Raw genomic sequence first — 26,332 nt, forward strand, 5'->3', positions numbered from 1 at the left:
TCAAGGGGTGATCTCCACAACCGGCTGCGCGCGCAGGGCGGCAGCCAGTTGCTCCGTTTCGGTGGCCGACTGGTTGACGTGGAAGGCGATCTGCTCGCTGAAGAGCAGCCCGCCCACGTCGCCGACCGGCAGCCCGGCCGCGCGCGGCGACGGCGGTGCCAGGCGCTGCGGCGGCGTGCGCTCGTTGCCGATGCGCGGATCGTTCGAGGCTTCCGAAGCCGCGGCGCCGAGCGCGCCGAGGCCCGACGCGCCGTCCGGCCGGTCCGCGGTGTCGCCGACCAGCAGCTCCTGGCCCGGGCGCATGGCCTCGAGCACCCGCACATCGCCCTGGCGCGAGAACATCGCGCGCGCCGGGTCGAGCACCACGAAGCGGCGCTGCAGGCTCTCGACCACGTCGAGGATCGGCGTGCCGCTGTCCAGCCGCGGGATGCCGTCGAGCGGGCGGATGCCTTCGAGCGCGATGCGCAGCGGCTCCTTGCCGTCGAGGAACTGGATGCCGTAGAGCGGACGGATCGCATTGACCGCCTCGTCGATGTGCAGCGGCACCGCCATCGGCTTGAGCTCGTAGGCCTTGTAGCCCCACTCGGTGCGGATGTCCCAGCCCGCGGGCCAGTCGGGCTGGCCGAACTCGAGCAGTTGGCCGACGCTCGGCGGCACCTCGGCCAGCGGCGGCACGGGCGGCGGGGGTGGCGCCGGCGGCTGCGTGGCCGGCGAGACCGTGAGGCTCACCGTGCCGGTGGCGGTGGCGCCGTCGCGGTCGACCGCGGTGTACGAGAAGCTCGGCGTGCCCGAGAAGCCTGGCAGCGGCACGAAGGTGAGCGTGCCGTCGGCATTGAGCGTGACCGTGCCGCCGTCCACCGCGACCGAGCCGCCGACCGCGATCGGCACGCCGTTGATGTCGCGCACCGTGAGCGGTCCGCCCTCGGGGTCGCTGTCGTTGGCCAGCACGTCGATCGTGACCGGCGCGCCGCCGGCCGAGACCGCGCTGTCGGGCCGCACCACCGGTGCGCCGTTGACCGGTGCGATGTCGATGGTGATGCGGTTGGGCGTGGCGTCGAAGGCACCGGCGGAGTCCTGCACCGAGAAGGTGAAGCTCGCGTAGGCCGTGCCGCTGCCGTTGGCCGCGGGCACGAAGCTCAGCCGGCCGGCAGCGATATCGGCCGCCGAGATCACCTGGCCCGCCGTCACCGCCACGCCGTTCAGCAGCAGGGTGCCATTGGCCGGCAGTGTGTCGATGCGCACGTTCGCCAGCGTCTGGCCCGCATCGGCATCGGTGAACGCGAAGTTCGCGCCGGTGAGCACGAGCGCCGTGTCCTCGGTGCCGCGGATCGTCGCGTCGGTGCTGTCCGGCGGCGTGTTGGCGCCGACGTTGACCGTCAGGGTCGCGGTGGCGGTGCCGCCCTGGCCGTCGCTGACGGTGTAGCGGATGACGACCGGGCCATTGAGGTTGGTGGCCGGCACGAAGTTCAGCGTGCCGTCCGGGTTCACCGTGACCGTGCCGAGCGCGGGGTTGTCCAGCACGGCGCCGGTCACCGTGAGGCTGTCGCCATCGACGTCGCTGTCGTTCGCCAGCACGGGGATGTTGTTCAGCGGCGTGTTGATCGGCGTGCTGGCGATGTCGTTGCCAGCCACCGGCGCGTCGTTCACGGCGGCGACATTGACGGTCACCGTGACGGTCGAAGTGCCGCCCTGCCCGTCGCTCACCGTGTAGGTGAAGCTGGCCGGGCCGTTGTAGTTGGCGTTCGGGGTGAAGACGACATTGCCGCCGACGAGGCTGACCGTGCCGTTGGTCGCATCCTGCACGCTCACGATGGTCAGCGGATTGCCGTCGACGTCGGTGTCGTTGCCGAGCAAGGTGGCGGCCGGGATCGTCAGCGGCGTGTCCTCCACCGCATTGACGGTGTCGGGGTTCGCCACTGGCGCATCGTTGACCGGCGCGATGTCGAAGCCGATGCGGTTCGGCGTGGTGTCGAAGGCGCCCGCCGAGTCCTGCACCGAGAAGGTGAAGCTGGCGTAGTTCGTGCCGTTGCCGTTCGCAGCGGGAACGAAGCTCAGGCGGCCGGCCGCGATGTCGGCAGCCGAGATCACTTGGCCCGCCGTCACGGCCGTTCCGTTCAGCAGCAAGGTGCCGTTGGCCGGCAGCGTGTCGATGCGAACGTTCGCCAGCGTCTGGCCTGCATCCGCATCGGTGAACGCGAAGTTGGCGCTGCCCAGAACGACCGGCGTGTCCTCGGCCCCCGAGATCGTCGCGTCGGCGCTGTTGGGTGGCGTGTTCGTGCCGACGTTCACCGTCAGGGTGGCCGTGTCCGTGCCGCCCTTGCCGTCGCTCACCGTGTAGGTGATGACCACCGGCCCCGTCACATTGGCGGCCGGCGTGAAGTTCAGCGTGCCATCGGCGTTGACCGTGACCGTGCCGCGCGCCGGATCGACGCTCGCACCCGTCACCGTGAGCGTGTCGCCATCCACGTCGCTGTCGTTCGCCAGCACCGGGATGTTGGTCAGCGGCGTGTTGATCGGCGTGCTCGCGAGGTCGTCGCCCGCCACCGGTGCGTCGTTGACCGGCGTGACGACGATGGTCAGCGTCGAGCTCGCGGTGGCGGTGCCGTCGCTCACGGTGTAGGTCGCCACGGGCACCGAGCCGTTGTAGTTGGCCGCGGGCGTGAAGACGTAGCTGCCGTCGGCATTGATCGCCAGCGTGCCCACTCCGGCGAGCGTGGCCGTCTGGCCGGCGGTGTAGCTGGCGCCGCCGATCGTGAAGCCCGTCACCGTCAGGCTGTCGCCGTCGAGATCGCTGTCGTTGCCCAGCACGTTGCCGGTGGCCGGCGTGTCCTCGGGCACGGTGTTCGTGTCGGCGTTCGCCACCGGCGCGTCGTTGCCGCCGCTCACCGTGATCGTCAGCGTCGAGCTGTCGGTGCTCGAGCCGTCGGTCATCGCATAGGTGGCGACCGGCACCGGGCCGTTGTAGTTGGCCGCCGGCGTGAAGGTGTAGCTGCCGTCGGCGCGGATCGTCAGCGTGCCCACGCCCGCGATGCTGGCGGTCTGGCCCGCGGCATAGGCCGTGGCGTCGCCCGCCACCGTGAAGCCGGTGACCGTCACCGGGCCGTCGACGCTGCTGGTGCCCGCGAGCACGGTGCCGGAGATCGGCGTGTCCTCGGGCGTGCTCACGCTCTCGTCGGCGTCGGTGAAGGGGTCGTCCACCGGCGTGACCACGATGGTCAGCGTCGAGCTGTCGGTGCTGCTGCCGTCGCTCAGGCGATAGGTCGCGACCGGCACCGGGCCGTTGTAGTTGGCCGCCGGCGTGAAGGTGTAGCTGCCGTCGGCATTGATCCTCAGCGTGCCCACGCCCGCGATGCTCGCGGTCTGGCCCGCGGCATAGGCCGTCGCATCGCCGGCCACGCTGAAGCCGGTGACCGTCACCGTGCCGTCGGGACTGCTGGTGCCCGCGAGCACCGAGCCCGAGATCGGCGTGTCCTCCGCCGTGCTCACGCTTTCGTCGCCGTCGGAGAAACCGTCGGCCACCGGGGAGACGGCGAGCGTCAGCGTGGCGCTCGCGGTGCCCGTGCCGTCGCTGACGGTGTAGGTCGCCACGGGCACCGGGCCGTTGTAGTTGGCCGCCGGCGTGAAGACGTAGCTGCCGTCGGCGTTGATGACCAGCGTGCCCACGCCCGCCAGCGTGGCGCTCTGCCCGGCCGTGTAGGTGCTGCCGTCGACCACGAACTGCGTCACAGTGAGCGTGTTGCCGTCGGCGTCGCTGTCGTTGCCCAGCACATTGCCCGTGGCGACCGTGTCCTCGGGAACGGTCTGCGCGTCGGGGTTCGCGACCGGCAGGTCGTTGACCGGTGCGATGTCGATGGTGATGCGGTTCGGCGCGGTGTCGAAGGCGCCGGCCGAGTCCTGCACCGAGAAGGTGAAGGTCGCGTAGGCGGTGCCGTTGCCGTTGGCCGCGGGCACGAAGCTCAGGCGGCCGGCGGCGATGTCGGCGGCGGAGATCAGCTGGCCCGACGTGACGGCCACGCCGTCGAGCAGCAGCGTGCCGTTGGTCGGCAGCGTGTCGATGCGGACGTTGGCGAGGGTCTGGCCGGCGTCGGCGTCGGTGAACGCGAAGTTGGCCGTGGTCAGGACCAGCGGCGTGTCTTCGGTGCCGGCGAGGGTCGCGTCCGCGCTGTTCGGCGGCGTGTTGGTGCCGACGTTGACGGTCAGCGTGGCCGTCGCGGTGCCGCCCTTGCCGTCGCTCACCGTGTAAGTGATGACGACCGCGCCCGTCACATCGTTCGCCGGCGTGAAGTTCAGCGTGCCGTCGGCATTGACCGTCACCGTGCCTTGCGCCGGGTTGTTCAGCGTGGCATTGGTGACGGTGAGGCTGTCGCCGTCGACATCGCTGTCATTGGCCAGCACCGGGATGCTCGAGAGCGGCGTGTTGATCGGCGTGCTGGCGATGTCATTGCCCGCCACCGGCGCGTCGTTCACGGCGCCGACATTGACCGTCACGGTCGTGGTCGACGTGCCGCCCTGTCCGTCGCTCACCGTGTAGGTGAAGCTGGCCGGGCCGTTGTAGTTGGCGTTCGGCGTGAACACCACGTTGCCGCCGACCAGGCTCACGGTGCCGTTGGTGGCGTCCTGCACGCTCACGAGGGTCAACGGGTTGCCGTCGACGTCGGTGTCGTTGCCGAGCAAGCTCGCGGCCGGAATGCTCAGAGGCGTGTCCTCGACCGCCGTTACCGTGTCGGGATTCGCGACCGGCGCATCGTTGACCGGCGCGATGTCGAAGCTGATGCGATTCGGCGTCGCGTCGAAGGCACCGGCCGAGTCCTGCACCGAGAAGGTGAAGCTCGCGTAGTTCGTGCCGTTGCCATTGGCCGCGGGCACGAAGCTCAGGCGACCGGCCGCGATATCGGCGGCCGAGATCACTTGCCCCGCGCTCACTGCCACGCCGTTGAGCAGCAGGGTGCCGTTGGCCGGCAGCGTGTCGATGCGCACGTTCGCCAGGGTCTGGCCGCTGTCGGCGTCGGTGAACGCGAAGTTCGCGCTCGTCAGCGTGATGGCGGTGTCCTCGGTGCCGGCGATCGTCGCGTCGGCGCTGTTCGGCGGCGTGTTGGTGCCGACATTCACCGTCAGGGTGGCGGTGTCCGTGCCGCCCTTGCCATCGCTCACCGTATAGGTGATGACCACCGGCCCCGTCACGTTGGCGGCCGGCGCGAAGTTCAGCGTGCCATCGGCGTTGACCGTGACCGTGCCGAACGCCGGATCCACCGTGGCGCTGGTGACGGTGAGCGGATCTCCGTCGACATCGCTGTCGTTCGCGAGCACCGGGATGTTCGTGAGCGGTGTGTTGATCGGCGTGCTCGCGATATCGTCGCCGGCCACCGGCGCGTCGTTCACGGCTGCGACATTGACCGTCACGGTCGTGGTCGAGGTGCCGCCCTTGCCATCGCTCACGGTGTAGGTGAAGCTGGCAGGCCCGTTGTAGTCGGCGTTCGGCGTGAAGACCACACTGCCGTTCGCCAGGGTCACCGTGCCGTTGACGGCATCCTGCACGCTCACGATCGTCAGCGCGTCGCCGTCGGCATCGGTGTCATTGCCCAGCAGCGTGCCCACGGGGATCGTCAGCGGCACGTCCTCGCTCGCGCTCACCGTGTCGGGGTTGCCGACGGGTGCATCGTTGATCGCTGCGATGTCGAAGGTGATCGTGTTGGGCGCGGTGTCGAAGGCACCGCCCGAGTCCTGCACCGAGAAGCTGAAGCTGGCGTAGGCCGGACCATTGCCGTTGGCGGCCGGAGCGAAGCTCAGGCGACCGGCTGCAATGTCGGCGGCCGAGATCACTTGGCCGGCGGTGACGGCGACGCCATCGAGCAGCAACGTGCCGTTCGCCGGCAGCGTATCGATGCGCACATTGGCCAGCGTCTGCCCGCTGTCGGCATCGGTGAACGCGAAGTTCGCGGTGCCCAGCACCACCGGCGTGTCTTCCGTGCCGGAGACCGTGGCATCGGCGCTGTTCGGCGGGGTATTGCTGCCGACATTGACCGTCAGCGTGGCCGTCGCGGTGCCGCCCTTGCCATCGCTCACGGTGTAGCTGATGACGACGGCCCCGGTCACGTTGTTGGCCGGCGTGAAGCTCAGCGTGCCGTCGGCGTTGACCGTCACGCTGCCCTGCGCCGGGTTGTTCAGCGTCGCACCCGTGACCGTGAGCGGATCGCCATCGACGTCGCTGTCGTTGGCCAGCACCGGGATGTTGGTCAGCGGCGTGTTGATCGGCGTGCTCGCGATGTCGTTGCCCGCGATTGGCGCGTCGTTCACGGCGGCGACGTTGACGGTCACGGTGACCGTCGATGTTCCGCCCTGCCCGTCGCTCACCGTGTAGGTGAAGCTGGCCGGGCCGTTGTAGTTGGCGTTCGGGGTGAAGACCACGTTGCCGCCGACCAGGCTGACGCTGCCGTTGGTGGCGTCCTGCACGCTCACGATGGTGAGCGGATCGCCATCCACATCGGTGTCGTTGCCCAGCAGCGTGCCAACCGGAATGCTCAGCGGCGTGTCCTCCACCGCATTGACGGTGTCGGGGTTGCCCACCGGTGCATCGTTGATCGGCGCGATGTCGATGGTGATGCGGTTGGGGGCCGTGTCGAAGGCCCCGGCGGAGTCCTGCACCGAGAAGGTGAAGCTGGCGTAGCCCGTTCCATTGCCATTGGCCGCCGGCACGAAGCTCAGCCGGCCCGCCGCGATGTCGGCCGCCGAGATCACCTGGCCCGCCGTGACCGCCGTGCCGTTCAGCAGCAGGGTGCCGTTGGCCGGCAGCGTGTCGATGCGCACGTTCGCCAGCGTCTGGCCTGCATCCGCATCGGTGAACGCGAAGTTGGCGCTGCCCAGAACGACCGGCGTGTCCTCGGTGCCCGAGATCGTGACGTCGGCGCTGTTGGGCGGCGTGTTCGTGCCGACGTTCACCGTCAGCGTGGCCGTGTCCGTGCCGCCCTTGCCGTCGCTCACCGTGTAGCTGATGACGACCGGTCCCGTCACGTTGTTGGCCGGCGTGAAGTTCAAGGTGCCGTCGGCATTGACCGTGACCGAGCCGAGCGCCGGATTGACGCTTGCGCCCGTCACCGTGAGCGGATCGCCATCGACGTCGCTGTCGTTCGCCAGCACCGGGATATTCGTCAGCGGCGTGTTGATCGGCGTGCTCGCGATGTCGTCGCCCGCCACCGGCGCGTCGTTCACGGCGCCGACATTGACCGTCACGGTCGTGGTCGAGCTGCCGCCCTGGCCGTCGCTCACCGTGTAGGTGAAGCTGGCCGGGCCGTTGTAATTGGCGTTGGGCGTGAACACCACGTTGCCGCCCACCAGGCTCACCGTGCCGTTGACCGCGTCCTGCACGCTCGTGATGGTCAGCGCATCGCCATCCACGTCGGTGTCGTTGGCCAGCAGATTGCCGGTGGGAATGGTCAGCGGCATGTCCTCGGTGGCGGCCACCGCGTCCGGCGAGGCCACGGGCGCGTCGTTGGCGGCCGCGACGTTCACGCTCACCGTCACGGTCGAGCTGCCGCCGTTGCCATCGCTCACCGTGTAGCTGAAGCTGGCCGGGCCGTTGTAGTTCGCAGCCGGCGTGAAGACCACGTTGCCGCCCACCAGGCTGACCGAGCCATTGACCGCGCCCTGCACGCTCGTGATGGTCAGCGTGTCGCCATCGGCATCGCTGTCGTTGCCCAGCAATGCCGAGGCTGGAATGGTCAGCGGTGTGTCTTCGACCGCATTGACGGTGTCGGGCGTGCCGACCGGTGCGTCGTTGACCGGCGCGATATCGAAGCTGATGCGGTTCGGCGTGGCATCGAATGCGCCACCCGAGTCCTGCACCGAGAAGCTGAAGCTCGCGTAGCCCGTGCCATTGCCGTTGGCGGCCGGCACGAAGCTCAGCCGGCCCGCTGCGATGTCGGCAGCCGAGATCACCTGCCCCGTTGTGACGGCCACGCCATCGAGCAGCAGCGTCCCATTGGCCGGCAGCGTGTCGATGCGCACGTTCGCGAGGGTCTGGCCGGCATCCGTGTCGGCGAAGGCGAAGTTGGCCGTGGTCAGGACGATCGGGGTGTCTTCCGTGCCCGAGATCGTCGCGTCCGCGCTGTCGGGCGGCGTGTTGGTGCCGACGTTGACCGTCAGGGTGGCGGTGTCCGTGCCGCCCTTGCCGTCGCTCACGGTGTAGGTGATGACGACCGCGCCCGTGACGTTGGCGGCCGGGGTGAAGTTCAGCGTGCCGTCGGCGTTGACCGTCACGGTTCCCTGCGCCGGGTCGTTCAGCGTGGCGCCGGTGACCGTCAACGGATCGCCGTCGACATCGCTGTCGTTCGCCAGCACCGGGATGTTGGTCAGCGGCGTGTTGATCGGCGTGCTCGCGATGTCGTCGCCGGCTACCGGCGCATCGTTGGTCGCGCCGACATTGACCGTCACGGTCGTGGTCGAGGTGCCGCCCTTGCCGTCGCTCACCGTGTAGGTGAAGCTGGCCGGGCCGTTGTAGTTGGCCGCCGGTGTGAAGACCACGCTGCCGTTGGCCAGGGTCACCGTCCCGTTGACGGCATCCTGCACGCTCACGATCGTCAGTGCGTCGCCGTCGGCATCCGTGTCGTTGCCCAGCAACGTGCCCACGGGAATGGTCAGTGGCACGTCCTCGCTTGCGCTCACCGTGTCGGGGTTTCCGACCGGGGCGTCGTTGACTGGTGCGATGTCGAAGCTGATGCGGTTCGGCGTGGTGTCGAAGGCGCCACCCGAATCCTGCACCGAGAAGGTGAAGCTCGCGTAGTTCGTGCCATTGCCGTTCGCGGCCGGCACGAAGCTCAGGCGACCCGCAGCGATGTCGGCCGCCGAGATGACCTGGCCGGCCGTGACGGCCACGCCATCGAGCAGCAGCGTGCCATTGGCCGGCAGCGTATCGATGCGCACATTGGCCAGCGTCTGACCGCTGTCGGCATCGGTGAATGCGAAGTTCGCGGTGCCCAGCACCACCGGCGTGTCTTCGGTGCCGGAGACCGTGGCATCGGCGCTGTTCGGCGGGGTATTGCTGCCGACATTGACCGTCAGCGTGGCCGTCGCGGTGCCGCCGTTGCCATCGCTCACCGTGTAGGTGATGACCACGGCGCCCGTCACGTTGCTGGCGGGGGTGAAGTTCAGCGTGCCGTCGGCATTGACGGTCACCGTGCCCTGCGCAGGATTGTTGAGCGTCGCATTCGTGACCGTGAGGCTGTCGCCATCAACATCGCTGTCGTTGGCCAGCACCGGGATGTTCGTGAGCGGCGTGTTGATCGGCGTGCTCGCGATGTCGTTGCCAGCCACCGGCGCGTCGTTGACGGCGCCGACGTTCACCGTGACCGTCACGGTCGAGGTTCCGCCCTGCCCGTCGCTCACGGTGTAGCTGAAGCTCGCGGGGCCGTTGTAGTTGGCGGCCGGCGTGAACACCACGTTGCCGCCCACCAGGCTCACAGTGCCATTGGTCGCGTCCTGCACGCTGACGACGGTCAGCGGGTTGCCGTCCACGTCGGTGTCGTTGGCGAGCAAGGTCGCCACCGGAATGCTCAGCGGCGTGTCCTCGACCGCCGTCACCGTGTCGGGGTTGGCAACCGGTGCGTCGTTCACCGCCGCGATGTCGATGGTGATGCGGTTGGGCGTGGTGTCGAAGGCGCCAGCCGAGTCCTGCACCGAGAAAGTGAAGCTCGCGTAGCCCGTGCCGTTGCCGTTCGCGGCCGGCACGAAGCTCAGTCGGCCGGCGGCGATGTCGGCGGCGGAAATCACCTGGCCCGACGTCACGGCCACGCCGTCGAGCAACAGCGTGCCGTTGGTGGGCAGCGTGTCGATGCGTACGTTCGCCAGGGTCTGGCCGGCGTCCGCATCGGTGAAGGCGAAGTTGGCCGTGCCCAGGGCGACTGGTGTGTCCTCGGTGCCGGACAGGGCCGCATCGGCGCTGTTCGGCGCGGTGTTGGTGCCGACATTGACGGTCAGCGTGGCCGTGTCGGTGCCGCCCTTGCCATCGCTCACCGTGTAGGTGATGACGATCGCACCCGTCACGTTGCTCGCGGGCGTGAAGTTCAGCGTGCCATCGGCGTTGACCGCAACCGTGCCCTGCGCCGGATTGTTCAGCGTGGCATTGGTGACCGTCAGCGAGTCGCCATCGACGTCGCTGTCGTTCGCGAGCACCGGGATGTTGGTCAGCGGCGTGTTGATCGGCGTGCTGGCGATGTCATTGCCGGCCACCGGCGCGTCGTTGACAGCGCCCACGTTGACCGTGACGGTTACCGTCGATGTACCGCCCTGTCCGTCGCTCACGGTGTAGCTGAACCTGGCCGGCCCGTTGTAGTTGGCCGCCGGTGTGAACACCACATTGCCACCGACCAGGCTCACCGTGCCGTTGGTGGCGTCCTGCACGCTCGTGATGGTCAGCGCATCGCCATCCACGTCGGTGTCGTTGCCCAGCAGCACGCTGCTCGGGATCGTCAGCGGCGTGTCCTCGGTCGCATCGACGGTATCGGGATTCCCCACCGGCGCATCGTTGGCGGCGCCCACATTGACAGTGACCGTCACCGTCGAGCTGCCGCCATTGCCATCGCTCACCGTGTAGCTTAAGCTGGCCGGGCCGTTGTAGTTGGCTGCGGGCGTGAACACCACGTTGCCGCCCACCAGGCTCACCGTGCCGTTGACAGCACCCTGCACGCTCGTGATGGTCAGCGTGTCGCCATCGGCGTCGCTGTCGTTGCCCAGCAATGCCGAGGCGGGAATGGTCAGCGGTGTGTCCTCGACCGCATTGACGGTGTCGGGCGTGCCGACCGGTGCGTCATTGACCGCTGCAACATCGAAGGTGATGCGGTTCGGCGCGGTATCGAAGGCGCCGCCCGAATCCTGCACCGAGAAGGTGAAGCTGGCATAGGCCGTGCCATTGCCGTTGGCCGCGGGCACGAAGCTCAACCGACCAGCCGCGATGTCGGCCGCCGAGATCACCTGCCCCGTGGTGACCGCCACGCCATCGAGCAGCAGCGTGCCATTGGCCGGCAGCGTGTCGATGCGCACATTGGCCAGCGCCTGGCCAGCATCGGCATCGGTGAACGCGAAGTTCCCGGTGCCCAGAACGACCGGCGTGTCCTCGGTGCCAGAGATCGTCGTGTCCGCGCTGTCGGGCGGCGTGTTGGTGCCGACATTGACCGTGAGCGTGGCGGTCGCAGTACCGCCCTTGCCGTCGCTCACGGTGTAGCTGATGGCGACCGGGCCCGTCACATTCGCCGCGGGGCTGAAATTCAGCGTGCCGTCGGCGTTGATGCTGACCGTTCCCTGCGCCGGGTTGTTGAGGCTGGCGCTGGTGACCGTGAGGCTGTCGCCGTCCACATCGCTGTCGTTCGCCAGCACCGGGATGTTCGACAGCGGCGTGTTGATCGGCGTGCTGGCAATGTCGTTGCCGGCGACCGGCGCGTCGTTCACGGCGCCGACATTCACGGTGACCGTGACCGTCGATGTGCCACCCTGGCCGTCGCTCACGGTGTAGCTGAAGCTGGCCGGTCCGTTGTAGTTGGCCGCGGGCGTGAAGACCACGTTGCCATTGACCAGGCTGACCGTGCCGTTGGTGGCGTCCTGCACGCTCGTGATGGTGAGCGGGTTGCCGTCGACGTCGGTGTCGTTCGCGAGCAGCGTGCCCACGGGGATCGTCAGCGGCGTGTCTTCGACGGCACCGATGGTGTCGGGATTCGCCACCGGCGCGTCGTTGACCGCGGCGATGTCGAAGGTGATCGTGTTCGGCGCGGTGTCGAAGGCGCCGCCCGAGTCCTGGACCGAGAAGGTGAAGCTCGCGTAGCCCGTGCCGTTGCCGTTCGCGCCCGGCACGAAGCTCAGGTTGCCCGCGGCGATGTCGGCGGCCGAGATCACCTGCCCGGCCGTGACCGCCACGCCGTTGAGCAGCAGCGTGCCGTTGGCCGGCAACGTATCGATTCGAACGTTGGCCAGCGCCTGGCCCGAATCCGCATCCGTGAACGCGAAGTTCGCGGCGCCCAGCACGACCGGCGTGTCCTCGGTGCCCGAGATCGTCGCATCGGCGCTGTTCGGCGGGGTATTGGTGCCGACGTTGACCGTCAAGGTCGCCGTGTCCACACCGCCCTTGCCGTCGCTCACCGTGTAGCTGATGACGACCGGACCGGTCACGTTGGCCGCGGGCGTGAAGTTCAGCGTGCCATCGGCATTGATGCTGACCGAGCCTTGCGCCGGATTGTTCAGCGTTGCGCTGGTGACCGTGAGGCTGTCGCCATCGACATCGCCGTCATTGGCCAGCACCGGGATATTGGTCAGCGGCGTATTGATCGGCGTGCTCGCGATGTCGTCGCCCGCCACCGGCGCGTCGTTGACGGCCCCGACGTTCACCGTGACCGTCACGGTCGACGTGCCGCCCTGCCCGTCGCTCACGGTGTACGTGAAGCTGGCCGGCCCGTTGTAGTTGGCAGCCGGCGTGAACACCACATTGCCATTGACCAGACTGACCGTGCCATTGGTCGCATCCTGCACGCTCACGATGGCGAGCGGGTCGCCGTCCACGTCGGTGTCGTTGCCCAGCAGCGTGCCGACCGGGATGCTCAGCGGCGTGTCTTCGACCGCGTTGACGGTGTCGGGGTTGCCCACCGGCGCATCGTTGACCGGCGCGATGTCGAAAGTAATCCGGTTCGGCGTCGTGTCGAAGGCGCCACCCGAGTCCTGCACCGAGAAGGTGAAGCTCGCGTAGTTCGTGCCGTTGCCGTTCGCGGCCGGCACGAAGCTCAGCCGGCCCGCGGCGATGTCGGCGGCGGAGACCACCTGGCCCGCGCTCACGGCCACGCCATCGAGCAGCAAGGTCCCGTTGGCCGGCAGCGTGTCGATCCGGACGTTCGCCAGAGTCTGGCCCGAGTCCGCGTCGCTGAACGCGAAGTTCGACGGATTCAGGATCACCGCGGTGTCTTCGCTGCCGCCGATGGTGGCATCGGCGCTGTCGGGCGGCGTGTTCGCACCCACATTGACGGTCAGCGTGGCGGTGGCGGTGCCACCCTTGCCGTCGCTCACGGTGTAGCTGATGACCACGGCGCCCGTCACGTTGCTCGCCGGCGTGAAGTTCAAGGTGCCGTCGGCGTTGATGCTGACCGTGCCTTGCGCCGGGTTGTTCAGCGTGGCGCTGGTCACGGTGAGACTGTCGCCATCCACATCGCCGTCGTTCGCGAGCACCGGAATGTTGGTCAGCGGCGTATTGATCGGCGTGCTCGCGATGTCGTTGCCGGCCACCGGCGCATCGTTGACCGCGGCGACGTTGACCGTCACGGTCGTGGTCGCGCTGCCGCCCTTGCCGTCGCTCACCGTGTAGGTGAAGCTGGCCGGACCGTTGTAGTTGGCATTCGGCGTGAACACCACGTTGCCGCCGATCAGCGCCACCGTGCCATTGATGCCGTCCTGCACGCTGACGATGGCCAGCGTGTCGCCATCGGCGTCGGTGTCGTTGCCCAGCAGGCTGCCCACCGGGATGCTCAGCGGCGTGTCCTCGACGGCCGCCACCGTGTCGGGCGCGGCCACCGGTGCGTCGTTGACCGCGGCGATGTCGATGGTGATGCGGTTCGGCGTCGTGTCGAAGGCGCCGGCCGAGTCCTGCACCGAGAAGGTGAAGCTGGCGTAGCCCGTGCCGTTGCCGTCGGCACCGGGCAAGAAGCTCAGGCGGCCGGCGGCGATGTCGGCCGCCGAGATCACCTGGCCGGCGCTGACGGCCACGCCATCGAGCAGCAGCGTGCCGTTCGCGGGCAGCGTGTCGATGCGCACATTGGCCAGGGTCTGGCCCGCGTCGGCGTCGGCGAAGGCGAAGTTCGCGCTCGTGAGCACGAGCGACGTGTCTTCCGTGCCCGAGAGAGTCGCGTCGGCACTGTTCGGCGGCGTGTTGGTGCCGACGTTGACGGTCAGCGTGGCCGTCGCGGTGCCGCCCTTGCCGTCGCTCACCGTGTAGCTGATGACCACCGCGCCCGTGACGTTGCTGGCGGGCGTGAAGTTCAGCGTGCCGTCGGCATTGATGCCGACCGTGCCCTGGGCCGGGTTGTTCAGCGTGGCGCTGGTGACCGTCAACGGGTCGCCATCGACGTCGCTGTCATTGGCCAGCACCGGGATGCTCGAGAGCGGCGTGTTGATCGGCGTGCTCGCGATGTCGTTGCCGGCCACGGGGGCGTCGTTGACCGCCGCGACGTTGACGGTCACGGTGACCGTCGAACTGCCGCCTTGCCCATCGCTCACGGTGTAGGTGAAGCTGGCCGGGCCGTTGTAGTTGGCCGCGGGCGTGAACACCACGTTGCCGTTCACCAGGCTGACCGTTCCGTTGGTGGCGTCCTGCACGCTCGTGATCGTCAGCGGGTTGCCGTCGACGTCGGTGTCGTTGGCGAGCAGCGTGGAGGCCGCAATGGTCAGCGGCGTGTCCTCGGTCGCGGCCACGGTATCGGGGTTCGCCACCGGCGCATCGTTGACCGGGGCGATGTCGAAGCCGATGCGGTTCGGCGTGGTGTCGAAGGCGCCGGCCGAGTCCTGCACCGAGAAGGTGAAGCTCGCATAGTTCGTGCCGTTGCCATTGGCGGCCGGCACGAAGCTCAGCCGGCCCGCGGCGATATCGGCGGCGGAGATGACCTGGCCCGCCGTGACCGCCACGCCATCGAGCAGCAAGGTGCCGTCGGCCGGCAGCGTGTCGATCCGAACGTTCGCGAGCGTCTGGCCGGCATCCGCGTCTGTGAAGGCGAAGTTGGCCGTTCCGAGGACGACTGGCGTGTCCTCGGTGCCCGAGATCGTCGCATCGGCGCTGTTCGGCGGCGTGTTGGTGCCGACATTGACCGTCAAGGTCGCGGTGTCGGTGCCACCTTGGCCATCGCTCACCGTGTAGGTGATGACGACCGCGCCCGTGACGTTGCTCGCGGGCGTGAAGTTCAGCGTGCCGTCGGCATTGACCGTGACCGTGCCGAACGCAGGATCCACCGTGGCGCCGGTGACGGTGAGCGGATCGCCGTCGACATCGCTGTCGTTCGCGAGCACCGGGATGTTCGTGAGCGGTGTGTTGATCGGCGTGCTCGCGATATCGTCGCCGGCCACCGGCGCGTCGTTCACGGCTGCGACATTGACCGTCACGGTCGTGGTCGAGGTGCCGCCCTTGCCATCGCTCACCGTGTAGGTGAAGCTGGCCGGGCCGTTGTAGTTGGCGTTCGGCGTGAAGACCACGCTGCCGTTCGCCAGGGTCACCGTGCCATTGACGGCATCCTGCACGCTCACGATCGTCAGTGCGTCGCCGTCGGCATCGGTGTCGTTGCCCAGCAGCGTGCCCACGGGGATCGTCAGCGGCACATCCTCGCTGGCGCTCACCGTGTCGGGGTGGCCGACAGGTGCATCGTTGACGGCGGCGATGTCGAAGGTGATGGTGTTGGGCGCGGTGTCGAAGGCACCACCCGAGTCCTGCACCGAGAAGCTGAAGCTGGCATAGGCCGGGCCATTGCCGTTGGCGGCCGGGGCGAAGCTCAGGCGGCCGGCGGCGATGTCGGCCGCCGAGATGACCTGGCCGGCCGTGACGGCCACGCCATCGAGCAGCAGCGTGCCATTGGCCGGCAGCGTATCGATGCGCACATTGGCCAGCGTCTGACCGCTGTCGGCATCGGTGAATGCGAAGTTCGCGGTGCCCAGCACCACCGGCGTGTCTTCCGTGCCGGAGATCGTGGTGTCTGCACTGTTCGGCGGCGTGTTCGCCCCGACATTGACCGTCAGCGTGGCAGTCGCGGTGCCGCCGTTCCCGTCGCTCACCGTGTAGGTGATGACCACCGCGCCCGTGGCGTTGCTGGCGGGCGTGAAGTTCAGCGTGCCATCGGCATTGATGCTGACCGTGCCGCGGGCCGGGTCCACGGTCGCGGAGCTCACCGTCAGCGCATCGCCATCGACGTCGCTGTCGTTCGCCAGCACCGGGATGTTGGTCAGCGGCGTGTTGATGGGGGTGCTGGCAATGTCGTTGCCGGCCACTGGCGCATCATTCACGGCGCCGACGTTGACCGTGACCGTGACGGTCGAGCTGCCGCCCTGGCCATCGCTCACCGTGTAGGTGAAGCTCGCCGGGCCGTTGTAGTTGGCCGCGGGCGTGAAGACCACATTGCCATTGACCAGGCTCACCGTGCCGTTGGTCGCGTCCTGAACGCTCGTGATCGTCAGCGGGTTGCCGTCGACATCGGTGTCGTTGGCGAGCAAGGTCGCCACCGGAATGCTCAGCGGCGTGTCCTCGACCGCGGTCACCGTGTCGGGGTTGGCAACCGGTGCGTCGTTGGCGGCCGCGATGTCGAAGCGGATCGTGTTCGGCGTCGCGTCGAAGGCGCCGGCCGAGTCCTGCACCGAGAACGTGAAGCTTGCGTAGCCCGTGCCGTTGCCATCGGCGCCCGGCACGAAGCTCAGGCGGCCCGCCGCGATATCCGCGGCCGAGATCACCTGGCCGGCCGTGACCGCCACGCCATCGAGCAGCAGCGTGCCATTGGCCGGCAGCGTATCGATGCGCACATTGGCGAGCGTCTGGCCCGCATCGCCATCGGTGAATGCGAAGTTGGCGCTGCCGAGCACCACCGGCGTGTCTTCCGTGCCGGCGATCGTGGCATCGGCACTGTTCGGCGGCGTGTTCGCGCCGACATTGACCGTCAGCGTGGCGGTCGCGGTGCCGCCGTTGCCGTCGCTCACCGTGTAGCTGATGACGACCGCGCCCGTCACATTGCTGGCCGGCGTGAAGTTCAGCGTGCCGTCGGCATTGACCGAGACCGTGCCCTGCGCCGGGTCGTTCAGCGTGGCGCTGGTCACGGTGAGGCTGTCGCCATCGACATCGCTGTCGTTCGCCAGCACCGGGATGTTGGTCAGCGGCGTGTTGATCGGCGTGCTCGCGATGTCGTTGGCGGCGATCGGCGCGTCGTTGACCGCGCCCACGTTGACGGTGACCGTCACGGTCGAAGTACCACCCTGCCCGTCGCTCACGGTATAGGTGAAGCTGGCGGGCCCGTTGTAGTTGGCCGCCGGTGTGAACACCACGTTGCCACCGACCAGGCTCACCGAGCCATTGACCGCGTCCTGCACACTCGTGATCGTCAGCGCATCGCCATCCACGTCGGTGTCGTTGCCCAGCAGCACGCTGCTCGGGATCGTCAGCGGCGTGTCCTCGGTGGCCGCCACCGTATCGGGCGAGGCCACGGGTGCATCGTTGGCGGCCGCGACGTTCACGGTCACCGTCACCGTCGAGCTGCCGCCATTGCCATCGCTCACCGTGTAGCTGAAGCTGGCCGGGCCGTTGTAGTTGGCCGCGGGCGTGAACACCACGTTGCCGCCCACCAGGCTCACCGTGCCGTTGACCGCACCCTGCACGCTCGTGATGGTCAGCGTGTCGCCATCAGCATCGCTGTCGTTGCCCAGCAATGCCGACGCGGGAATGGTCAGCGGTGTGTCCTCGACCGCATTGACGGTGTCGGGCGTGCCGACCGGTGCGTCATTGACTGCGGCGATATCGAAAGTGATGCGGTTCGGCGCGGTATCGAAGGCGCCGCCCGAGTCCTGCACCGAGAAGGTGAAGCTCGCGTAGCCCGTGCCATTGCCGTTCGCAGCCGGCACGAAGCTCAGACGTCCCGCGGCGATATCGCCCGCCGAGATCACCTGCCCCGTGGTGACCACCACGCCATCGAGCAGCAGCGTGCCATTGGCCGGCAGCGTGTCGATGCGCACATTGGCCAGCGCCTGGCCAGCATCGGCATCGGTGAACGCGAAGTTGGCCGTCGTCAGAACGACAGGCGTGTCCTCCGTGCCCGAGATCGTCGCGTCCGCGCTGTCGGGCGGCGTGTTCGCGCCCACGTTGACCGTCAGCGTCGCGGTATCCGTGCCGCCCTTGCCGTCGCTCACGGTGTAGCTGATGACCACCGGGCCCGTCACGTTCGCCGCCGGCGTGAAGTTCAGCGTGCCGTCCGCATTGACCGTCACCGTGCCCTGCGCCGGATTGTTCAGCGTGGCGCCGGTCACGGTCAGCGGATCGCCGTCCACGTCGCTGTCGTTCGCCAGCACCGGGATGTTCGCCAGCGGCGTGTTGATCGGGGTGGTCGCGATGTCGTTGCCCGCCACCGGCGCATCGTTGACCGCGCCCACGTTGACCGTGACGGTCACGGTCGAGCTGCCGCCCTGGCCGTCGCTCACGGTGTAGCTGAAGCTGGCCGGGCCGTTGTAGTTGGCGTTCGGCGTGAACACCACGTTGCCGCCGACCAGGCTCACGGTGCCATTGGTCGCGTCCTGCACGCTCGTGATGGTGAGCGGGTTGCCGTCCACATCGGTGTCGTTCGCGAGCAATGTGCCCACGGGGATCGTCAGCGGCGTGTCCTCGACCGCACCGATGGTGTCGGGGTTGGCCACCGGTGCGTCGTTGACGGCCGTGATGTCGAAAGTGATGGTGTTCGGCGTGGCGTCGAAGGCGCCGCCCGAGTCCTGGACCGAGAAGCTGAAGCTCGCGTAGCCCGTGCCATTGCCGTTCGCGCCCGGCACGAAGCTCAGGTTGCCCGCGGCGATGTCGGCAGCCGAGATCACCTGACCGGCAGTGACGGCCACGCCATTGAGCAGCAGCGTGCCATTGGCCGGCAGCGTATCGATTCGAACGTTGGCCAGCGCCTGGCCCGCATCGGCATCCGTGAATGCGAAGTTCGCTGTGCCAAGGACAACTGGCGTGTCTTCGGTGCCAGAGATCGTCGCATCGGCGCTGTTGGGCGGCGTATTGGTGCCGACGTTGACCGTCAAGGTCGCCGTGTCCACACCGCCCTTGCCATCGCTGACCGTGTAGCTGATGACGACCGGACCGGTCACGTTGGACGCCGGCGTGAAGTTCAAGGTGCCATCGGCGTTGATGCTGACCGTGCCCTGCGCCGGATTGTTCAGCGTTGCGCTGGTAACCATGAGGCTGTCGCCATCGACATCGCTGTCGTTCGCCAGCACCGGGATATTGGTCAGCGGCGTATTGATCGGCGTGCTCGCGATGTCATCGCCCGCGACCGGCGCATCGTTGACCGCACCGACATTCACCGTGACCGTCACGGTCGAAGTACCACCCTGACTGTCGCTCACGGTGTAGCTGAAGCTGGCTGGCCCGTTGTAGTTGGCAGCGGGCGTGAACACCACATTGCCACCCACCAGGCTCACGGTGCCATTGGTCGCATCCTGCACGCTGACGAGGGTCAGCGGGTTGCCGTCCACGTCGGTGTCGTTCGCGAGCAGCGTGCCGACGGGAATCGTCAGCGCCGTGTCCTCGGTCGCCGTCACCGTGTCGGGATTCGCCACCGGTGCGTCGTTGACCGGCGCGATGTCGAAGCTGATGGTGTTCGGCGTGGCATCGAAGGCGCCGGCCGAGTCCTGCACCGAGAAGGTGAAGCTCGCGTAGCCCGTGCCGTTGCCGTCGGCCCCCGGCACGAAGCTCAGGCGCCCGGCCGCGATGTCGGCCGCCGAGATCACCTGCCCCGCCGTCACCGCCACCCCGTTGAGCAGCAAGGTGCCATTGGCCGGCAGCGTGTCGATGCGAACGTTCGCGAGCGTCTGGCCCGCATCGGCGTCGGTGAACGCGAAGCTCGAGGGGTCGAGCACGACCGGCGTGTCCTCGGTGCCGGCGACCGTGGCGTCGGCGCTGGTCGGCGGTGTATTCGCACCCACATTGACCGTCAGCGTGGCGGTCGCGGTGCCGCCCTTGCCGTCGCTCACCGTGTAGCTGATCGCCACCGCGCCGGTCACGTTGGCCGCGGGCGTGAAGTTCAGCGTGCCGTCGGCATTGACCGTGACCGTTCCGCGCGCCGGATCGACCGTCGCGGCCGTCACCATCAGCGGGTCGCCATCGACATCGCTGTCGTTCGCCAGCACCGGAATGTTGGCCAGCGGCGTGTTGATGGGCGTGCTCGCCACGTCGTTGCCGGCCACCGGCGCGTCGTTGACCGAAGCGACATTGACCGTGACAGCGACCGTCGACGTGCCGCCCTTGCCGTCGCTCACCGTGTAGCTGAAGCTGGCCGGCCCGTTGTAGTTGGCGTTCGGCGTGAACACCACGTTGCCGCCGATCAGCGCCACCGTGCCATTGACACCGTCCTGCACGCTGACGATGGCCAGCGTGTCGCCGTCGACGTCGCTGTCGTTGCCCAGCAAGGTGGCCACCGGGATGCTCAGCGGCGTGTCCTCGGTCGCGGCGACGGCATCGGGCACGCCCACGGGCGCGTCGTTGACCGCGGCGATGTCGAAGCGGATCGTATTCGGCGTGGCATCGAAGGCACCGGCCGAGTCCTGCACCGAGAAAGTGAAGCTCGCATAGCCCGTGCCGTTGCCGTCGGCGCCCGGCACGAAGCTCAGACGCCCAGCCGCGATGTCGGCGGCCGAGATCAACTGGCCCGGCGCGACGGCCACGCCGTCGAGCAGCAGCGTGCCGTTCGCGGGCAGCGTGTCGATGCGCACGTTGGCGAGCGTCTGGCCCGCGTCGGCATCGGTGAACGCGAAGTTGGCGGTCGTCAGGACGACCGGCGTGTCCTCGGTGCCCGAGATCGTGGCATCGGCGCTGGTGGGCGGCGTGTTCGCACCCACATTCACCGTCAGCGTGGCCGTGGCGGTGCCGCCCTTGCCGTCGCTCACGGTGTAGCTGATGACGACCGCGCCCGTGACATTGCTGGCGGGCGTGAAGTTCAGGCTGCCGTCGGCATTGATCGACACCGTGCCCTGGGCCGGGTTGTTCAGCGTCGCGCTCGTGACGGTCAGCGAGTCGCCATCGACATCGCTGTCGTTCGCCAGCACCGGGATGTTCGCCAGCGGCGTGTTGATCGGCGTGCTGGCGATGTCGTTGGCAGCCACGGGCGCATCGTTCACCGCCGCGACGTTGACGGTCACGGTGACCGTCGAGCTGCCGCCCTGGCCATCGCTCACGGTATAGGTGAAGCTGGCAGGGCCGTTGTAGTTGGCCGCCGGCGTGAACACCACGTTGCCATTGACCAGGCTCACGGTCCCGTTGGTCGCGTCCTGCACGCTCGTGATGGTCAGCGGGTTGCCGTCCACGTCGGTGTCGTTGACCAGCAGCGTGCTGGCCGGAATGCTCAGCTGCGTGTCCTCGAGCGCGCTGACCGTCTCGGGGTTCGCCACCGGTGCATCGTTGACCGGCGCGATGTCGAAGCTGATCGTGTTCGGCGTCGCGTCGAAGGCGCCGCCCGAATCCTGCACCGAGAAAGTGAAGCTCGCATAGCCCGTGCCGTTGCCATTGGCGCCCGGCACGAAGCTCAGGCGGCCGGCCGCGATGTCGGCGGCCGAGATCACTTGGCCGGCAGTGACCGCCACGCCATTGAGCAGCAGCGTGCCATCGGTGGGCAGCGTGTCGATGCGCACATTGGCCAGCGTCTGGCCCGCATCCGCGTCGGTGAACGTGAAGTTGGCGGTGCCCAGCACGACCGGCGTGTCCTCGGTGCCGGCGACCGTCGCGTCGGCACTGGTCGGCGGCGTGTTGGCGCCGACGTTGACCGTCAGCGTGGCGGTGGCCGTGCCGCCGTTGCCGTCGCTGACGGTGTAGCGGATGACGACCGCGCCGCTGACGTTGGCCGCGGGCGTGAAGTTCAGCGTGCCGTCGGCATTGATGCTGACCGTGCCCTGCGCCGGGTTGTCGAGCGTCGCGCTCGTGACGGTCAGCGCGTCGCCATCGACATCGCTGTCGTTCGCGAGCACCGGGATGTTCGCGAGCGGCGTGTTGATCGGCGTGCTCGCCACGTCGTTGCCGGCCACCGGCGCATCGTTGACCGCGCCCACATTGACCGTGACCGTCACGGTCGATGTGCCGCCCTTCCCGTCGCTCACCGTGTAGGTGAAGCTGGCCGGGCCGTCGTAGTTGGCGTTCGGGGTGAAGACCACGTTGCCGCCATCGAGCCGCACGCTGCCGTTGACGGCGTCCTGCACGCTGACGATCGCGAGCGTGTCGCCGTCGACGTCGCTGTCGTTGGCCAGCAGCGTGCCCACGGGGATCGACAGCGGCGTGTCCTCGGTCGCGCCGACGGTGTCGGCCGCGCCGGCTGGCGCATCGTTGACCGCCGCGATGTCGATGGTGAGGCGGTTCGGCGCGGTGTCGAAGGCGCCGCCCGAATCCTGCACCGAGAAGGTGAAGCTCGCGTAGCCCGTGCCGTTGCCGTTGGCGGCCGGAGCGAAGCTCAGCCGGCCGGCCGCGATGTCGGCCGCCGAGATCACCTGGCCGGCCGTGACCGCCACGCCGTCGAGCAGCAGCGTGCCGTTGGCCGGCAGCGTGTCGATGCGCACGTTGGCCAGGGTCTGGCCCGCGTCGGCATCGCTGAAGGCGAAGTTCGAAGGCCCGAGGACCAGCGGCGTGTCCTCGGTGCCGGCCACGGTGGCATCGGTGCTGTCGGGCGGCGTGTTGGTGCCGACGTTCACCGTCAGCGTCGCGCTCGCGCTGCCGCCCTGGCCGTCGCTGACCGTGTAGGTGATCGAGATCGGTCCGCTGACGTTGGCGGCCGGCGTGAAGTTCAGCGTGCCGTCGGCATTGACGCTGACGCTGCCCAGGGCCGGGTCGACGCTGGCGCCGGTGACCGTGAGGATGTCGCCGTCCACGTCGCTGTCGTTCGCGAGCACCGGGATGTTCGCGAGCGGCACGTTGATCGGCGTGCTCGCGATGTCGTTGCCGGCCACGGGCGCATCGTTGACCGCGCCGACGTTGACCGTGACGGTCACCGTCGAGCTGCCGCCCTTGCCGTCGCTGACCGTGTAGCTGAAGCTGGCCGGGCCGTTGTAGTTGGCCGCGGGCGTGAAGACCACGTTGCCGCCCAGCAGGCTCACGCTGCCGTTGACCGCATCCTGCACGCTGGTGATGGTCAGGGTGTCGCCATCGGCGTCGCTGTCGTTGCCCAGCAGCGTGGCCGCGGGGATCGTGAGCGGCGTGTCCTCGGTCGCGGCCACCGTGTCGGGGGTCGCCACCGGCGCGTCGTTGACCGCGGCGATGTCGAAGCGGATGGTGTTCGGCGCGGTATCGAAGGCACCGGCCGAGTCCTGCACCGAGAACGTGAAGCTCGCGTAGCCCGTGCCGTTGCCGTTGGCGCCGGGCACGAAGCTCAGGCGGCCCGCGGCGATGTCGGCGGCCGAGACGACCTGCCCCGCCGTCACCGCGACGCCGTTGAGCAGCAGCGTGCCGTCCGCCGGCAGCGTGTCGATGCGCACCGCGGCCAGGGTCTGGCCGGCATCGGCGTCGGTGAAGGCGAAGTTCGCGCTCGTCAGGACGACGGGCGTGTCCTCGGTGCCCGCGATCGTCGCGTCGGCACTGGTCGGCGGCGTGTTGGCGCCGACATTCACGGTCAGCGTAGCGTTCGCCGTGCCACCGTTGCCGTCGCTCACGGTGTAGCTGATGACGACCGGGCCGCTGACGTTGGCCGCGGGCGTGAAGTTCAGCGTGCCGTCGGCATTGATGCTGACCGTGCCCTGTGCCGGATTGTTCAGCGTGGCGCTGGTGACCGTGAGGCTGTCGCCATCGACGTCGCTGTCGTTGGCCAGCACCGGGATGTTCGAGAGCGGCGTGTTGATCGGCGTGCTCGCGATGTCGTTGCCGGCCACCGGCGCATCGTTCACGGCGCCGACGTTCACGGTGACCGTGACCGTCGAGCTGCCGCCCTGACCGTCGCTCACGGTGTAGGTGAAGCTGGCCGGCCCGGTGTAGTTGGCGTTCGGCGTGAACACCACGTTGCCGCCGACCAGGCTGACCGTGCCGTTGACCGCGCCCTGCACGCTCGTGATGCTCAGCGAGTTGCCGTCGACATCCGTGTCGTTGGCCAGCAGCGTGCCGACCGGGATGCTCAACGGCGTGTCCTCGACGGCCGTCACCGTGTCGGGGTTGGCCACCGGCGCGTCGTTGACCGCGGCGATGTCGAAGCTGATCGTGTTCGGCGCCGCGTCGAAGGCGCCTGCCGAGTCCTGCACCGAGAAGCTGAAGCTCGCGTAGCCCGTGCCGTTGCCGTTGGCGCCGGGCACGAAGCTCAGCCGCCCCGCGGCGATATCGGCCGCCGAGACCACCTGGCCGGCCGTGACCGCCACGCCGTTCAACAGCAGCGTGCCGTCCGCCGGCAAGGTGTCGATGCGCACGGCCGCCAGGCTCTGGCCGGCATCGGCGTCGCTGAAGGCGAAGTTGCCCAGGGCCAGCACCACCGGCGTGTCCTCGGTGCCGGCGACCGTGGCATCCGCACTGGCCGGCGGCGTGTTGGCACCGACATTGACCGTGAGCGTCGCGGTGGCCGTGCCGCCCTTGCCGTCGCTGGCGGTGTAGCTGATGACCACGGGGCCCGTCACGTTGCTCGCGGGTATGAAGTTCAGCGTGCCGTCGACGTTGACCTGGACCGTGCCCAGGGCCGGATCGACGCTGGCCGAGCTCACGGTGAGGATGTCGCCATCGACGTCGCTGTCGTTCGCCAGCACCGCGATGTTGGCAAGCGGCGTGTTGATCGGCGTGCTCGCCGTGTCGTTGCCGGCCACGGGCGCATCGTTGACGGCGCCCACGTTGAGCGTGACCGTGACGGTCGAGCTGCCGCCCTGGCCGTCGCTCACCGTATAAGTGAAGCTGGCCGGGCCGTTGTAGTTGGCATTCGGTGTGAACACCACGTTGCCGCCGACCAGGCTCACGGTGCCGTTGGTGGCGTCCTGCACGCTCACGATGGTCAGCGGATTGCCGTCGGCGTCCGTGTCGTTGTCCAGCAGCGTGCCGGCCGGAATCGTCAGCGGCGTGTCTTCCGTCGCATCGAGGGTGTCGGGGTTGGCCACCGGTGCGTCGTTGACCGCGGCGATGTCGAAGCGGATCGTGTTCGGCGTCGCATCGAAGCCGCCGCCCGAGTCCTGCACCGAGAAGCTGAAGCTGGCGTAGGCCGGACCATTGCCGTTGGCGGCCGGCGCGAAGCTCAGGCGGCCGGCGGCGATGTCGGCGGCCGAGATGACCTGGCCGGCGGTGACCGCCACGCCATTCAGGAGCAGCGTGCCATTGGCCGGCACGGTGTCGATGCGCACCGCGGCCAGCGTCTGGCCGGCATCGGCGTCGGTGAAGGCGAAATTGCCCGTGCCCAGCACGACAGGCGTGTCCTCGGTGCCGGCGATCGTCGCGTCGGCACTGGTCGGCGGCGTGTTCGCGCCGACGTTGACGGTCAGCGTCGCATTGGCGGTGCCGCCATTGCCGTCGCTGATCGTGTAGCTGATGACGACCGGGCCGCTGACATTGCTGGCGGGCGTGAAGTTCAGCGTGCCGTCGGCGTTGATCGACACCGTGCCCTGCGCCGGGTTGTTCAGCGTTGCGCTCGTGACTGTCAGCGAGTCGCCATCCACATCGCTGTCGTTCGCCAGCACCGGAATGTTCGCCAGCGGCGTGTTGATCGGCGTGCTCGCGATGTCGTTGCCGGCCACCGGCGCGTCGTTGACCGCGCCCACATTCACGGTCACCGTGACCGTCGAGCTGCCGCCCTGCCCGTCGCTCACGGTGTAGCTGAAGCTCGCCGGGCCGTTGTAGTTGGCCGCGGGCGTGAACACCACGTTGCCGCCTACGAGGCTCACCGTGCCATTGGTCGCGTCCTGCACGCTCACGAGGGTCAGCGGGTTGCCGTCCACGTCGGTGTCGTTTGCGAGCAGAGTCCCCACCGGAATGCTCAGCGGCGTGTCCTCGACCGCCGTCACCGTATCGGGGTTCGCGACCGGCGCGTCGTTGACCGCCGCGATGTCGAAGGTGATGCGATTGGGCGTGGTGTCGAAAGCGCCTGCCGAGTCCTGCACCGAGAAGGTGAAGCTCGCATAGCCCGTGCCGTTGCCATCGGCGCCCGGCACGAAGTTCAGCCGTCCCGCGGCGATGTCGGCCGTCGAGACCACCTGCCCCGCCGTCACGGCGATGCCGTCGAGCAGCAGCGTGCCATTGGCCGGCAGCGTGTCGACGCGCACATTGGCGAAGCTCTGGCCCGCGTCGGCGTCGCTGAAGGCGAAGTTGCCCAGGCCCAGGACCACGGGCGTGTCCTCGGTGCCCGATACCGTCGCGTCGGCGCTCTGTGGCGGCGTGTTGGCCGCCACGTTGACGGTGAGCGTGGCCGTGGCGGTGCCGCCGTTGCCGTCGCTGACCGTGTAGCGGATGACGACCGGTCCTGTCACGTTGCCGGCCGGCGTGAAGTTCAAGGTGCCGTCGGCATTGATCGACACCGTGCCCTGGGCCGGGTTGTCCAGCGTGGCGGTCGTGACCGTGAGGCTGTCGCCATCGACGTCGCTGTCGTTGGCCAGCACCGGGATGTTCGCGAGCGGCACGTTGATCGGCGTGCTCGCGAGGTCGTTGCCGGCCACC

1 protein-coding gene (running past one end of the window) is annotated in these 26,332 nt (G+C 68.6%); it reads right to left on the reverse strand.

The annotated features are described in order from the left end of the window. Nucleotides 1–26,332, reverse strand: the 3' portion of a protein-coding gene (locus INQ48_31270) for a tandem-95 repeat protein (protein QRF62046.1). It continues 22,388 nt past the right edge of the window; only the last 26,332 of its 48,720 coding nucleotides appear in the window; the start codon falls outside the window, past its right edge — the gene reads right to left on this strand; the stop codon is at nt 1–3.

Source organism: Variovorax paradoxus (assembly GCA_016806145.1).
Taxonomy (GTDB): Bacteria; Pseudomonadota; Gammaproteobacteria; order Burkholderiales; family Burkholderiaceae_C; genus Variovorax.